Source organism: Pandoraea sp. NE5 (genome assembly GCF_024363545.1).
Classification (GTDB): Bacteria; Pseudomonadota; Gammaproteobacteria; order Burkholderiales; family Burkholderiaceae; genus Pandoraea; species Pandoraea cepalis.
Window position 1 is genome coordinate 4,666,567 of the sequence record NZ_AP025517.1, and the last position, 15,095, is coordinate 4,681,661.

12 protein-coding genes are annotated in these 15,095 nt (G+C 65.5%); all 12 read right to left on the bottom strand.

The genetic code is table 11. The annotated features are described in order from the left end of the window. Positions 1–108: 108 nt before the first annotated feature. Positions 109–1,629, bottom strand: coding sequence for an amidophosphoribosyltransferase (gene purF, locus PanNE5_RS21100; RefSeq protein ID WP_017234689.1), 1,521 nt, complete (start codon positions 1,627–1,629; stop codon positions 109–111). A gap of 55 nt (positions 1,630–1,684) precedes the next feature. Next, positions 1,685–2,566 (bottom strand): CvpA family protein, encoded by an 882-nt coding sequence (locus PanNE5_RS21105; RefSeq protein WP_261938759.1) that lies wholly within the window; start codon positions 2,564–2,566, stop codon positions 1,685–1,687. Position 2,567: 1 nt separating this feature from the next. Beyond that, a complete protein-coding gene (locus PanNE5_RS21110; protein ID WP_261938760.1) occupies positions 2,568–3,593 on the bottom strand; it encodes an SPOR domain-containing protein in 1,026 nt (341 codons plus the stop codon). A gap of 45 nt (positions 3,594–3,638) precedes the next feature. Next, the gene (folC, locus tag PanNE5_RS21115) at positions 3,639–4,937 is read right to left on the bottom strand and encodes a bifunctional tetrahydrofolate synthase/dihydrofolate synthase (protein ID WP_026132093.1); all 1,299 of its coding nucleotides are present in this window, start codon (positions 4,935–4,937) and stop codon (positions 3,639–3,641) included. Between the two features lie 189 nt (positions 4,938–5,126). Beyond that, complete coding sequence (gene accD / locus PanNE5_RS21120; protein WP_017234685.1) at positions 5,127–6,002, bottom strand: acetyl-CoA carboxylase, carboxyltransferase subunit beta; 876 nt, start codon at positions 6,000–6,002, stop codon at positions 5,127–5,129. A gap of 129 nt (positions 6,003–6,131) precedes the next feature. Next, positions 6,132–6,956 (bottom strand): tryptophan synthase subunit alpha, encoded by an 825-nt coding sequence (gene trpA / locus PanNE5_RS21125; protein WP_017234684.1) that lies wholly within the window; start codon positions 6,954–6,956, stop codon positions 6,132–6,134. Then, entirely contained in the window at positions 6,910–7,782 is an 873-nt protein-coding gene (locus tag PanNE5_RS21130) for a DNA-methyltransferase (protein ID WP_051060234.1), read from the bottom strand. The genes trpA and PanNE5_RS21130 overlap by 47 nt, the downstream gene beginning before the upstream one ends. 171 nt (positions 7,783–7,953) lie before the next feature. Then, positions 7,954–9,156: a tryptophan synthase subunit beta gene (gene trpB / locus PanNE5_RS21135; protein WP_017234682.1), complete on the bottom strand. Its 1,203-nt coding sequence runs from the start codon at positions 9,154–9,156 to the stop codon at positions 7,954–7,956. 57 nt (positions 9,157–9,213) lie between these two features. Continuing rightward, positions 9,214–9,870, bottom strand: coding sequence for a phosphoribosylanthranilate isomerase (locus PanNE5_RS21140; RefSeq protein ID WP_039830481.1), 657 nt, complete (start codon positions 9,868–9,870; stop codon positions 9,214–9,216). Then, on the bottom strand, positions 9,867–10,667 hold the full coding sequence (gene truA / locus PanNE5_RS21145) for a tRNA pseudouridine(38-40) synthase TruA (protein ID WP_017234680.1): 801 nt from the start codon (positions 10,665–10,667) through the stop codon (positions 9,867–9,869). The genes PanNE5_RS21140 and truA overlap by 4 nt, the downstream gene beginning before the upstream one ends. A 97-nt stretch (positions 10,668–10,764) precedes the next feature. After that, positions 10,765–13,821, bottom strand: coding sequence for a FimV/HubP family polar landmark protein (locus PanNE5_RS21150; protein ID WP_261938761.1), 3,057 nt, complete (start codon positions 13,819–13,821; stop codon positions 10,765–10,767). A gap of 125 nt (positions 13,822–13,946) precedes the next feature. Continuing rightward, a complete protein-coding gene (gene asd, locus PanNE5_RS21155) occupies positions 13,947–15,077 on the bottom strand; it encodes an aspartate-semialdehyde dehydrogenase (RefSeq protein ID WP_083902239.1) in 1,131 nt (376 codons plus the stop codon). Positions 15,078–15,095 lie beyond the last annotated feature (18 nt).

The window sequence follows — 15,095 nt, forward strand, 5'->3', positions numbered from 1 at the left end:
GGAAGTTCCCCCACGTCCGCAAGCTGAATTCAAATCGACGTGAAAACGAGTGTAGCACGTTGCCGACGGGGAGGGAAAATCCCCGCCGCCCGCTGCGCCAGGGTCGGCTCAGAGGCCGAGCTGCGCCCCGCGCGGCTCGTTGTCGTCGCCGTCACCGGACTCCACCACCGGGGCCTTCGGCGCCTTGCGCTGCTGCTCCAGACGCGTCAGATACTCCGGCGTGACGTCACCGGTGATGTAGTTGCCGTCGAAGCACGAGGCGTCGAAGTCGGCCAGCGCCGGGTTGATGTCACGCACGGCCGCCTTCATGTCTTCGACGTCCTGATAGATCAGGGCGTCGGCGCCGATGATGCGCGCCACTTCCTGATCGCTGCGGTCATGTGCCACCAGCTCGCTACGCGTGGGCATGTCGATGCCGTACACGTTCGGGAACTTCACGGGCGGCGCGGCCGACGCGAAGATCACCTTGCGCGCGCCGGCGTCACGTGCCATCTGCACGATTTCCTGACTGGTCGTGCCGCGCACGATCGAATCGTCGACGATCAGCACGTTCTTGTCCTTGAACTCGACCCGCATGGCGTTGAGCTTCTGGCGCACCGACTTCTTGCGCATCGCCTGACCGGGCATGATGAAGGTACGGCCGACGTAGCGGTTCTTGAAGAAGCCTTCGCGATAATTCAGGCCCAGTCGCTTGGCGACCTGCATCGCGGCCGGACGACTGGAGTCCGGAATCGGCATGACGACGTCGATGTCCTGATAGTCGATCTCGCGCCGGATCTTCTCGGCGAGGTAGTCGCCCATGCGCAGGCGCGCATCGTAGACCGGCACGCCGTCGAGCACGGAATCCGGACGCGCCAGATACACGAGTTCGAAAATGCACGGATGCAACGAGGCGGCGACGGCGCACAACTGCGACGTCAGCTCACCGTCGTTGCTGATGAAGACCGCCTCGCCCGGCTTGACGTCGCGATCGAACACGAAGCCCATGCCCTCAAGCGCCACGGACTCCGACGCCACCATCCACTCCGTGCCGTTCGGGCCATCGAAGCGTCCGATGCAAAGGGGCCGAATGCCGTGCGGGTCGCGGAAGGCGAGCAGACCGAAACCGGAGATGATGGACACGATGGCGTACGAGCCGCGCAAACGACCATGCACCTTGCCCACCGCCTCGAACAGCGACCCGACGCTCAGGCCGCTGCGCGAGCTTTCCTGCAGCTCGTGCGCGAGCACGTTGAGCAGCACTTCGGAATCGGACGTGGTGTTGATGTGGCGGCGGTCGACACGGAACATCTCGTCCTTGAGCTGTTCCCAGTTCGTCAGGTTGCCGTTGTGGGCAAGCACGATGCCGTAGGGTGCATTCACGTAGAACGGCTGGGCTTGTGCGGCGCTCGACGAGCCGGCCGTCGGGTAGCGCACCTGGCCAATACCGACGTTGCCCGGCAAGTCGCGCATGTTGCGCGTGCGGAACACGTCGCGCACCATGCCGTTGCCCTTGTGCATGTAGAAGGACTGGCCATCCGTCGTCGCGATACCGGCGGCATCCTGGCCGCGGTGCTGCAGCAGCAGCAAACTATCGTAGATGAACTGGTTGACCGGGGATTTGGAAACTACACCGACGATGCCACACATGGCATGAATCCTTCAAAAAACATCGAAATCTGCAACTAACGGACCGTATTATCCGTCATTCGGAAACCTTGTGCAGGCCGGTCGACGGCGTGGCCGATCCGCCCGCCCCGCCTGCCCCGCCGCTGCGCATGCCCCACCCCTGCGATTGACCGAGCGCGCCTTGGCCGCTCAGGCCATCGCCCGTCAGCCCCGTGCCGAGGCTACCGCCGCTACCGCCGCGAAGGGCGCCACCGCCCATTGGGGCGGACGTCCCCGAGGTCTCCGCAGCGCCGGAAGTCCCCTCGGCGCGCTCACCGTCCGAATGGCGCGGCGAACCATGCCCGCCCTGCCCGCCCGTATCCGGCGTGCCACGATACGGCGCCAACTGCGGCAACGGAATCGGCGTTCCCAGCGGATTGACGCTCGGCACCGCCGCCTCGGGATTGTGCAGATAGTGCTGCACCGGTTCGGGCAGATACGGCATGAGCCGCGACAACCCCGCCTCGACCCACGGACGCACCAGCGACTGCTGCCACACCGGTTGTTGCGGCAATGACGTTAACTTGGCGGCGACCATCAACAACATCAAGAGCAACATGCCGCGCACGATGCCGAACATCATGCCCAATCCGCGATCGGCAGGACGCAACCCGATCAGATCGGTCATGCGCCCGACGAGCGCGCTGACGATACCGGCGCCAAAAACCACCGCGACCAGCACCAGCAGGAAGCCAAGGGCGCCTTGCGTCATCTCGCCGCCGGGCAGATCGGCGGGCAACCAATGCGCTAGCGCCGGGCCGAAGGCGCGCGCCACGAAGAACGCCACGACCCAGCCCACCAGATTGAACAACTCGCGCACCAGACCGCGCAACATGCCCAGCAGCATCGAGCCGAGCAGGATGGCAATGGCCCCGTAATCCACCACGGTCAGCAGACCGCCATGCACCGGATCGCTCAACTCAGCCTGCCTCGGCGACCTGCGCCGTCAGTCCGGCGTCGCGAATCTTCTTGCCCGCCGCTTCCGCACTCGCGCGATCGGCGAACGGTCCTGCGCGCAGCAGGTAAAGTTCACGGCCCCCCACCTTGCTCTTCACCATGTAGCTCGGCACATTCACGAGCTTGAGCTTGACGAGCCAGGCCTGCGCCCGGTCTTGCGTCGAAAATGCGCCAATGCGCACCTGGTACTTGCCGCTCGATGCCGCCGGCTTCTGCGCACTGTCGTGGCTATCCGCCGATTTGGCGGGTTTGGCCGTCGTGTTGTTCTGGGCGAACTGTGCAATGGGATCGGCGACGTTGTTGTTCGGCTGCGCCTTGGCTTGCGCCTTGGCCGTGTCGTGCGACTCCGGCTTCACGGCCGGCTTCACGTCCGCGTGCTGCTCGGGTTTCTTGACTTCCGGCTTGCTCTCCGGCTTCGCTTGCGCCACCGCCGGTTCCGGCACTGTGCTCGGCACGGGGGTCATCGCGGCGGCAGGCGGCACGGCCGTCGGTGCCGGGGCGGGCGTCGAGACCGCCGGCTTGGCGGCGTTCGCGCCGGCCAGTGCATTGCTGTCGAGCGCGACTTCGCCCTTGTCGAGCGACGCGTCGGTCGGCAGCGTGGCTGCCTTCGGCTTCACGCGCACGGGCGGCGAGTTGGTGTCCTTTCCGGGAATCTGGATCGCGATGTCGTCAGCCGACGGTTTCGGCTCGGGGGCCAGCACCATCGGCAGAATGATGACGGCGGCGAGCACCAGCGCCAATGCCCCCACCAGACGGCGGCGCGCGCGTTGCTTCTCGGGCAGCAGCGGATCGAGTTGCTCGTGCTCGCTGTATTCGCCCGCTCCCGCCGCACGGGCGCCGGTTCGGCCGCTCCGGCGGCTACCGCGCTTGGGGGGAACGGCTTCGGCGTCTTTCTTGCGGAAGGAAAACAATCCCATAGGCCCTTGGCTCTGGTCGTAACTCGCGTCGTTGGACGGATGATGATCGCGCATCGGGGGCGAACCGCGCATGACATTTCTCGTAAGCAATTGTCACGGCCAACGTCCCGTCATGCCTTAATGGCGCTGTAATTTGCGGTGCGACATGACGCCGGACACCGTAAAGAACGATCCAAAAACCACAATTCTATCATTCTCCCCGCACTGCTCGAGCGCGGCGGCATAGGCTTTCTCGGGAGAGTCAAAGGTCTCGACCGAATGATCGGCATCCGGCGCGAACCCCACCGCCCGCAGACTCGCTTCCAGCTTCTGTGGACTCGCGGCACGTTCGGTCGGCAGCGCGCACAGGCGCCAGTGATCCACTTTGTCGACGAGATGCCGCAGCACCCCCTCGATATCCTTGTCGGCCATCGCCCCGAACACGGCGTATGTGTAAGGAAAGTAGCCCATGCCGTCGAGATTGTGGCCAAGCGCGGCAGCGGCGTGCGGGTTGTGCGCCACATCGAGCACCACGGCCGGACGCCCGGGGAGCACCTGGAACCGCCCCGGCAACTCGACCGACGAGAGCCCCAGCCGAATGTCCTGCGCCGACACCGGGAGCGTGTCGCGCATCGATTCGAGCGCGGCCAGCGCCGCCGACGCGTTGAGCAACTGGTTCGCGCCCCGCAAGGCTGGATACGCAAGCGACGGGCGGCGCATCTGGCGTCCGCCATAGCTCCACTGCTGCTTGTCGCCCTGATAGTTGAAATCGCGACCGAACAGCCACAGGTCCGCGCCAATGCGCTCCGCCTCGGCCAGCAACGAGGCCGGCGGCACGGGATCGCCACAGATCGCCGGCTTTCCCGTGCGGAAGATGCCCGCCTTCTCGATGGCAATCGCCTCGCGGGTGTCGCCGAGATACTGGGCGTGATCGATGTCGATGCTGGTCACGACGGCACAATCGGGGTCGATGATGTTCACCGCATCGAGACGCCCGCCCAGGCCGACTTCCAGAATCACGGCATCGAGCCCGGCGGTGGCGAACAAGTGCATGATCGCCAGCGTGGTGAACTCGAAATACGTGAGCGAGACCGGCGTTTCGAAGCTCGTGCGTGCGGCCTCGACCGCCTCGAAATGCTTCAGCAGCGTCGCGTCGTCGACGTTCTCGCCATTCAGGCGGGCGCGTTCGTTGAACGAGATCAGATGCGGCGACGTGTGACAGCCCACGCGATAACCCGCCGAGAGCAGAATGGCTTCGATGATCGCGCAGGTCGATCCCTTGCCGTTGGTACCGCCCACCGTGAAGACGGGGCACGGGAATTGCAGTCCGAGCGCCTCTTTCACGCGACCAATGCGCGTGAGGCCCATATCGATGCCCACAGGGTGAGCGGTTTCCAGATGGGCGAGCCAGGCGTCGAGAGTGGAGTAGGTCGGCATGGATGGTCGGGCAGAAAAACAAAAACGCGGACGTCACGTAACGTCCGCGCTTTCTATCCTGCTGAGTGATGCGTTCAAGCGCCGCATGAGCGGCACGGCGTGGCGTTGCGACATTCTACGCCGTTGCACCGCCCTTTGGGGCACCGCGGCAGTGCGCGCGACGCCATCGCGCCCGTGAATTTTCCGTGCTCAGGCGACGGCGTCCGCCGGCTGGCATTGCATCAGGGCGATCAGGCGAGCAATCTCCTCACGCATCTTGCGACGGTCGACGATCATGTCGATCGCGCCCTTCTGCAGCAGGAACTCCGAACGCTGGAAGCCTTCCGGCAGTTTTTCACGCACGGTCTGCTCGATCACACGCGGGCCGGCAAAGCCGATCAGCGCCTTGGGTTCGGCGATCACCACATCGCCGAGGAAGGCGAAGCTGGCCGACACACCACCCATCGTCGGATCGGTCAGTACGGAAATGAACGGCAGCTTGGCATTGGCCAGCTTGGTGAGCATGGCCGTGGTCTTGGCCATCTGCATGAGCGAGAGCAGGCTTTCCTGCATGCGCGCACCGCCCGAAGCGGTCACGCAGACGAACGGCACCCCCTGCTCCAGCGCGTTCTGCGCGCCACGCACGAAGCGCTCGCCGACCACCGACCCCATCGAGCCGCCCATGAAGGCGAACTCGAAGCAGGCGACCACGACCGGCAGCGTATGGATCGCGCCGCCCATGACCACCATTGCGTCGGTCTCGCCGGTGTCGTCCATCGCTTCCTTGATGCGGTCCGGGTACTTGCGGCTGTCCTTGAACTTCAGCGCGTCGACCGGCACGATCTCCTGGCCCAGTTCGTAACGGCCTTCCGGATCGAGCAGCGCGTCGAGACGTGCACGGGCACCGATACGCATGTGGTGATCGCACTTCGGGCAAACGTGCAGATTCGCTTCCACGTCGTTGCGATACAGCACCGCCTCACACGACGGGCACTTGATCCACAGCCCTTCCGGGATGCTCTTGTTGCGCTGCGTCGGATCGGTTTGCTTGATCTTCGGGGGCAGCAGCTTATCGAGCCAGCTCATAGTTTCTCCTTGGCAAACGCCCGCACCAGGCGGGGCGGGCGTTTCTGGCGACCGTGCAACACGGCCGTGTCAATTCAGCGTTTCACCGGGCGGTTCGACGAATCGACCCCGCGAACAAACGCCGCAAATCTACGCCGATTTGGCGCCCTCGTCGAGCGCCTGGCGAATACCGCCGATGAATTCAGCGAGCGATTTTACCGCGTTATGGCCTTCCAGATCACGCGGCGTGTTTTCCAGGCGCTGAACGATGGCGCTGCCGATGACCACGGCGTCGGCTACGCTCGCGATGGCGCGCGCCGTCGCGGCGTCGCGAATACCGAAGCCCACCCCCACGGGCAGGGGTGCGACGGCCTTGATTTCAGGAATCTTCGCGGCCACGCTTTCCAGATCCAGGCTCGCCGCCCCCGTCACGCCCTTGAGCGAGACGTAATAGAGATAACCGCTGGCCTGACGCGCCACAGCGGCAATCCGCGCTTCGGTCGAGGTCGGTGCGAGCAGGAAGATCGGATCGATGCCATGCGCACGCACGGCCCCGGCGTAGGTCTCGGCTTCCTCCGGCGGATAGTCGACGACCAGCACGCCGTCGACACCGGCCTTGGCGGCCCGCTCGGCGAAGGTGTCGAGACCCATCGCCTCGATCGGATTGGCATAGCCCATGAGCACGACCGGCGTGCGGTCGTTGGTCTGACGGAACACCGCCACGTAGCCGAGCACCTCCGCCAGGCTCACGCCGCGGGCCAGCGCACGCTCGGAGGCGCGTTGAATCACCGGGCCGTCGGCCATCGGGTCGGAGAACGGCACGCCGAGTTCGATGACGTCGGCGCCGTTGTCGGCCAGCGCATGCATCAGCTTCACCGTCCAGCCCGGTTCGGGATCGCCGGCGGTGATGAACGGGATGAGGCCCTTTTTACCCTGCGCTTGCAAGGCTTGGAACGTCGCTTGAATGCGGGACATGATCGGAAAGTCTCTGAAGTCTTTGGTGGGCGAGCGCGTGGTAATGCGCGTTCAGCTCGAAGCCGACGAAACGCCGGCCGTGCAACGCGCATGCCACGGCCGTCGTGCCGCTGCCCATGAACGGGTCGAGCACGAGACCGCCGGGCGGGCAACTGGCCAGCACCATGCGCTCGATGATATGCAGCGGTTTCTGCGTCGGATGATCGACGCGTTCGGGGTCTTGCCGGTGCAATCGCGAGATCGACCACAGATCCTTGGGGTTGTAACCCAGTTCCAGCCACTTGCTGCCCTCGAAGATACGGCGCGAGCGCGCCTTCTTCGTCGCGGCGTCGTACGGCACCCGCACCGCATCGAGGTCGAAGTAGTAATCCTTCGAGACCGCGAAAAAGCCGACGTTGTCGTGTACCGACGAGAACCGCCGGGTGCTGCCGCCCATGCTGGGCACGCGGCGATCCCAAATGATCTCGTTGATCATCAGCATGCGCCGCTTCAGGAACACGAACAGCTCGGGGGCGTACTGCCACGTACAGAACAGGTACAGCGAGCCGCGCGGCGCGAGCTTCGGTATCGCCGCTTCGAGCCAGCCATATGTCCAGTCGAGGAAATCCTCGCCGGAGCGCTTGTCGGAGTCGTTGCCGTAATCCTTGCCGAGCCCGTAAGGCGGGTCGGCCAGGATCAGATCGACGCTGCCGTCGTCCAGCTCGTGCAAGTGCTCCAGGAAGTCGGCATGACGCAAGGTGATGTCGCCCGGCGCCCAACGCGCACGCAGCTCGCCGGCCGCTTCCCTGGCCTCGAGACGCGCGGCGGCAGCTTCGGTGGCGTCCATGGGGCGCTCGGCCCCGAGGACGTCAAGTGGCGCCTTGCGATCAGTCAGATCGGTCATGCTGGTTCGGGTGTCCTTGATGGATCTTGGAATCTGAGGATTTTAGGATCTGCCATCGATGGCGTCTCGCGACGCCGCCGATCTCGCTTATGTCGCTTATGTCGCCTATGTCGCCTATGCCCCGCCCGACGCCGGCCTGGGCAGCGCCATCACGGTGTGCATGTCCTTGTCGCCGCGCCCCGAGAGATTGACCAGCACGATCTGATCGCTCGGCAGCGTCGGCGCCAGCTTGCACGCATAAGCCAGCGCGTGGCTCGACTCCAGCGCCGGAATGATGCCTTCGATCCGGCAGCAGTCATGAAACGCGCGCAGCGCCTCGGTATCGGTCACGCCCACGTACTCGGCACGCTTGATGTCATGCAGCCACGCGTGCTCCGGGCCCACCCCCGGGTAGTCCAGGCCTGCCGAGATCGAATGCGTTTCGGTGATTTGACCGTTGGCGTCCTGCAGCAGATAGGTGCGGTTGCCATGGAGCACGCCGGGCGTGCCACCGATGATCGACGCCGCATGACGGCCGGTCTCGATGCCGTCGCCCGCCGCTTCCACGCCCACCAGCTTGACGTCCGGCACATCGATATACGGGTAGAAAATACCCATGGCGTTCGAGCCGCCACCGACGCAGGCGAGCACATAATCCGGCTGACGGCCGGCCAGCTCGGGCATCTGCACCTTGCACTCCTCGCCGATCACACTCTGGAAATCGCGCACGAGCATCGGATACGGATGCGGCCCGGCCACGGTGCCGATGATGTAAAACGTGCTCTCGACGTTGGTCACCCAGTCGCGCATGGCTTCGTTGAGCGCGTCCTTGAGGGTCTTCGAGCCCGACTCCACCGGCACGACGGTCGCGCCCAACAGTTGCATGCGATAGACGTTGGCCGCCTGACGCTTGACGTCTTCCGAGCCCATGTAGACCACACACTCCATGCCGAAGCGCGCGGCAATGGTCGCCGTTGCCACGCCATGCTGACCGGCGCCGGTCTCCGCAATCACGCGGCGTTTGCCCATGCGACGCGCGAGCAGCGCCTGCCCGATCACGTTGTTCACCTTGTGCGCGCCGGTGTGATTCAGGTCTTCACGCTTGAGGTACACCTGTGCGCCGCCCAGTTCCTGGCTCCAGCGCTTGGCGTGATAGATCGGCGACGGGCGCCCGACGTAGTGCTTCAGTTCGTAATGAAATTCTTCGAGGAAGGCCGGATCGTGCTGATACTTCGCATAGGCCTCGCGCAACTCGTCGAGCGCGTGAATCAGCGTCTCGGCCACAAAGACACCGCCGTACGGACCGAAATGGCCGCGGGCGTCAGGGAAATCGTACATGGTTGTCACTCTTCGCAGTACCGGCGCGCGGCTCAGGCGGGCGTTCCGGCGGGTTGCTCATTCGGCGTCGGCGGCACGCACTGCGTGCACGAACGCCGTCATGCGGGCGTGATCCTTCACGCCACGCGACGCCTCTACACCGCTCGACACGTCGACGGCGTAAGGCGTCACCCGGCCGATGGCTTCAGCAACGTTGTGTGCGTTCAAGCCACCACTCAAAACGGCCCGACGCGCGATGTCTTTTGGAATAAGTGACCAATCGAAAACCTTTCCCCCACCGCCGTAGCCTTCGACCAGGGCATCGAGCAAGATGCCTTGCGCAGCGGTGTATGCATTGGCGAATTGTAGCAAATCGCCACTGTCTTTCGTCTCCGGGCCGATACGCATGGCGCGCATGTAAGGACGATTGCCCGCCGCGGCGGCCAACACCGCGCATTGCGCCGGCGTTTCGTCGCCATGGAACTGCAGCGTGGTCAGCGGCACAGCCTCGACCGTCCGGGCAATCTCGTCGGCCGTCGCGTTCACGAACAGGCCGACCAGACTCACATACGGCGGCACCCGGCGGGCCAGCTCGGCCGCACGCGCCAGATCCACGTAGCGCGGGCTCGGCGGGTAAAAGACGAGACCGATGGCGTCGGCGCCCAGCGCCACCGCGTGATCGATGTCGGCCGGCTGCGACAGGCCGCAGATCTTGATTCGGGTACGGGATTTCATGAACTTGCCCACGGCATCGGGAACGGCCACGCCGCCCAGTTGGGCTCGGGGACCGCGAAACGCTCAGGATACCCCACCCGCGCCAGATACAGCCCGTCCGGCATGAACGTCGGTGCCGCCTGACGACGGTCGAGACTCGCGAGCACATCCGTCATCCAGCTCGCCGGCTGGCGGCCTCGGCCCACGGCGACCAGACAGCCCATGATATTTCGCACCATGTGATGCAGGAACGCGCTCGCCCGGAAGCGGAACACAAAGAAGTGCCCATGCTGCTCGATGTCGATGGCATACAGATGTTTCACCGGCGTCTTGGCCTGACACTCGGACGAGCGGAACGCCGAGAAGTCGTGCTCGCCGACCAGCACTCGACTCGCGGCGCGCATGGCGTCGATATCGAGCGGCGTGTGCAGCCAGCCGCATCGGCCCTCGAGCAACGGTGAGCGCACGGGATGCACGTACAGCACATAGAAATACGTGCGCTCGAAGGCGGTAAATCGGGCGTGGAAATCGTCCGGCATGGCCTGCGCCCATTGCACCGCAACCGTCTTGGGCAGAAACGCGTTGACGCCGCGCACCCACGAGAACATGGCGCGGTCCAGGTCGGTGTCGAAATGTGCCACCTGACCGATGCCGTGCACACCGGTATCGGTGCGGCCCGCGACGGTCGTGGGCAGCGCAACGCCGCCGAAGTCCCGCAACGCGGCTTCGAGCGTCTGTTGCACGGTGTTGCCATGCGGCTGCGATTGCCAGCCGGAGAACGCCGTGCCGTCGTAATGGATGCCCAGTGCGATTCGCATATGAAAAAGAAAAATGGGCGCTCAACCTACGAGCGCCCCAAACTACGGTCAATCTGTGGTGGCTTCGTCAGCCTGTCGTGGCGTCAACTTCTCGGCGTCACTTGCCAAGCTCGGCGAGCCGTGTGCGGGCGACGGACTGCTGCGCGGCGTCGCCACCGGCAATCACCTCTTCGAGCAGTTCGCGTGCGCCTTCGTCGTCACCGATGGTCTGATACGCAGTGGCCAGCTCCAGCTTCGTATGGAATTCATCCGGCACGCCCGGCTCGACGGACGCAGCGGCGACGGGTGACGCCGGCACGGCGGGCACCGGCGCAACCGTTTGCGGCACTTGCGGCGCCGCAGGTTCGGCCGCATACGGCGTTTCCGGGGCCGGTGCATGCAGCACCTCGTGCTCGATCAGGGCTTCCGTTCCGATGTCGGTTGCCAGCGTCGGCGCGCTCACGAACGCCGGGCTCGCCTGCGCGTCGTCGCCCTTCAGATCGAGGCTGAAGTCCGATAGATCGAACGACAACGGCTTGAGCGAGGGTGCCTCGTGCGCGGTGTCCGTATAGCTGCGCGACGCGACCGGCGAGTGGCTGGCCTGCTGCATCGCGGCGTCGAAGTCGGCATCGCTCAGTTCGCCGTCCGGCTCGTCGAACGCTTCCTCGTCCGCGCTCGCATGCGAGCGCAGCGGATCGTCCATCGGCGCCATCTTGAACTGCACCGAACCCATCCCCTTCGAGAGCGACGGCAAGGCATCGCTCGAAATCGTGCCCACATGCGCCGCCTGTCCCGGGATCGCCAGATCCAGATCGCCCAGCATGCCGGCTACGCTGCCGTCGAGCGAAGCGTCGGCGGGCTCGGCCGGCGCGGAAATGTTTGACTCAGGCGCAGGCACCGACGTAGCGGCAGCACCGCCGACAGCGGCGGCGGCACCCAGCGCTTCCAGCGCCGACAACGTGGCAGCCGCCGAGTCGCCATGGGCGGCGGGCGCCTCGTGGGCGTCCCCGGCAGCCTTGCCAGCTTCCTCGGCAAACGCAGCACCCCAATCGATTTCCGGCTCGCTGGCGGCTTCGGCCGGCGTTTCCTGCGCAGGGGCCGCCGCATCGCCCACGAGCGGCTCAGCCACCGCTTCAGACGACGCCACGGAGGCCGACGCCACCGGCAATACATCGTGACCTTCGCCGGTTTCGTCGACGGACTCGTCGTTCAAGGGCACTGGCTCAGCGTTCCACGCATCGGGTCCACCGGCGTCGTCCACCGCGGACTCGTGCTGAATCGCGTGAACGGCGGCAACGCCTTCGTCCGACGCCGACCAGGCATCGTCGGCCGCTGGCTGCCGCGCTTCGGCTTGCGCTTGATTGGCCGCGTACAGTGCCGCGGCGCCTGCGGCACCCGCAGCCGCCACCACACCCGCCGTGGCCATGCCGTCCGACGCCGACGCAGCACCCGGTGCACCGTCATGCGGCTCATCGTGGCCCTCGTGGCCCACGTGGTCTTCGGGCATATCACGCCCGTCGTCATACGGCCCGGGCTGCCCCACCGATGCCGCCGCGCGACGGCGACGCAACAGTGCCCACAGACCGAGCAGCACCACCAGCGCGCCAGCGCCCGGCAGCACATAAGGATTCTGGCTCACGACACGCCAATTCATCGCGCCATTCGGCGCCGGCTTCGCTGGCGCAACCGCGGCGCTGGCTGCCGCCGTCGCGGCGACATCGCTTGCGGGTACTGCCACCGCAGCCGCCGCCTCCGATGCCGCCGTGCCCGCCGATGCGGCGGAGGCAGCCACCGCGGCCTCGGCCACGGCAGCCTCAGAAGCGACGCCCTTCGCAGCCGCACTGTCAGCGCGCGCAGCGGCGTCGGTTTCGTTCGTGCCATTGCCGTTGGAGGTATTCGGTGCCGTCTTGGCCGCTGCCGCCGCGGCCGTCGTCGTGCTGGCGGCCGGTTTCGCCGTCTTTTCCTGCGCAGTCGCCCCGGAAGCGGTGGCGGCCTGCTGCTCCAGGTTGGCGACGGCCTGATTCTTCATCGCCAACAACTTCTGGAGATCTGCAACGTTCTTCTGCAACTCGTTCACCCTGCCCTGAGCCTCGGCCTGCGCCTTGCCCTGGGCGATTTGTGCTTCTTCGCTGCCGCCGGTTCGACCGGCCGTGCCGCCCGCCCCTCCCTTACCGGGTCGCGACAGCTTCAATTCATCGCGTGTTGCGGGCGTGGCAGCTTCCGGTGCCTTGCCCGCTTCGATCGCGCCCTGTGCACTGCGGCCACCGGCCGGTGCTGCCTGCTGCGCCGTCGATTCGGCCAGCCGCGCGCGATACGCGTCGAACTGTTCCCGTGCAGCCGACACGAACTTGCGTGCTTGCGCGGGAGGAATACCTTGCACTTGTGCGTCGGACGGACGCGTGAGCGTCGCCCCCTGACGCAGCCGATTCGGATCGTCGCCGATGAACGCCGAGCGGTTTGCCTCGAACAGCGCGCTCATCATCTGCGCCAGCGTCACCCCGCCTTCGCCGCCCGTGAATTCACGGGCAATCGACGACAGCGATTCGCCATGCCCCACCTTGCGCTCGCCCCCAACGCCGACGGTAGACGCCTTGCCCGGCTGGGCAGATGTCGCGGACGCGGAGGTGGAGCTGGCGGTGGACGAGGGGGACGCGGTGGACGTCGCGGGCGGGGTCTGACTCGCCGCCGCTGCGGGCACGACGGCCTGGGCCTGGGCCGCGCTCGCTTCCGGGATGGCGGACAGCGTCACGGCATTGGACTGACGGCCGGTGCGCCACTCGAGCACCAGCAACAGGTCGAGGAACGACGTGCTGACCGGCTCGGCCGAATCGACATGCACGAGATACGTGCCGCTGTAACCGGGCGCGCGTCCGGCCGTCGGCGAGACCGACACGGAAAGCTTCTCGAGTGTGGGGTCGTAGCGCAGACCGGCCTGCTTGAAGGCGTCGCGCGGCGCGAGCTTCACCGACAATCCGTCGGCTTCCGCCTGCGACACGTTGCCCAGCACGATGACAGCACGCAATGGCTGGCCCGGGCCCGAGCGCACCTGCTGCGGGCCGAACTCCGCCGCACCGGCGTTGAGCAGCCCGAGGCTCCACAAGACGGCCGCTGCCGCGCTCAGGCGGAACGAATTACGGGACGAGTTTGCACGCTTGCCGATCGAGTATTTCCGCACTGTGTCTTGTCAGGCCTGTCAGTCGTTTGTCACTGGCCGCCCCGGCTACAAGGGGTGCCTCCCAAAGCGCGGACGGCGGCCTCGCGGGCCGCCGTTCTTCACGCCTTACCGATGCGCTGCGACGCTCAAGCGTCGAGCAGGATGCGCAGCATGCGGCGCAGCGGTTCCGCCGCGCCCCACAACAGTTGATCGCCGACCGTGAATGCCGACAGGTACTCCGGCCCCATCGACATCTTGCGCAGGCGACCGACCGGAATCGTCATCGTGCCGGTCACCGCCGCAGGCGTCAAATCGGTCATCGACGCTTCACGCGTGTTCGGCACCACCTTCACCCAGTCATTCGCCTGGCCGATGATGTCCGTCAGCTCGTCTAACGGCACATCTTTCGTCAACTTGATGGTCAGCGCCTGGCTGTGGCAACGCATCGCACCGATGCGCACGCACAGACCGTCCACCGGAATGGCGCGGGTGTTCGGGAAACCGTCGCCCAGCCCCAGGATCTTGTTGGTCTCGGCGCCGCCCTTCCACTCTTCCTTCGACTGACCGTTGCCCAGATCCTTGTCGATCCAGGGAATCAGGTTGCCGCCCAGCGGCACGCCGAATTGCTTGGTCTCGTCGGCCGTGAGCGCGTGCTGCTTCGCGAGCACCTTGCGGTCGATCTCGAGAATGGCCGAGTGCGGATCGTCCAGCAGCGCCTTGACTTCGGCGTTGATGCTACCGAACTGCGTGAGCAACTCGCGCATGTGCTGTGCGCCGCCGCCCGATGCCGCTTGATACGTCATCGACGTGAGCCAGTCGACCAGACCATGCTGGAACAGACCGCCCAGCCCCATCAGCATGCAGCTCACCGTGCAGTTGCCGCCGACGAAGTTCTTGGTGCCCTTGCTGAGCGAGTGCTTGATCACGTCGAGGTTGACCGGATCGAGAACGATGATCGCATCGTCCTTCATGCGCAGCGTCGAGGCCGCGTCGATCCAATAGCCGCTCCAGCCCGCCGCGCGCAGCTTCGGGAAGATCTCGGTCGTGTAATCACCGCCCTGGCAGGTAATGATGATGTCGCACTTTTTCAGCTCGTTGACATCATTGGCGTCTTTCAGCGAAGTCTCGTTCTTCGCCATCGACGGGGCTTTTCCGCCCGCGTTGCTGGTGCTGAAAAACACCGGCTCGATCAAGGCGAAGTCGTTCTCCTGTTGCATGCGCTGCATCAGAACCGAACCGACCATGCCCCGCCAACCTACCAGACCTACGGTTTTCATTTATCCACTCTCTTATCG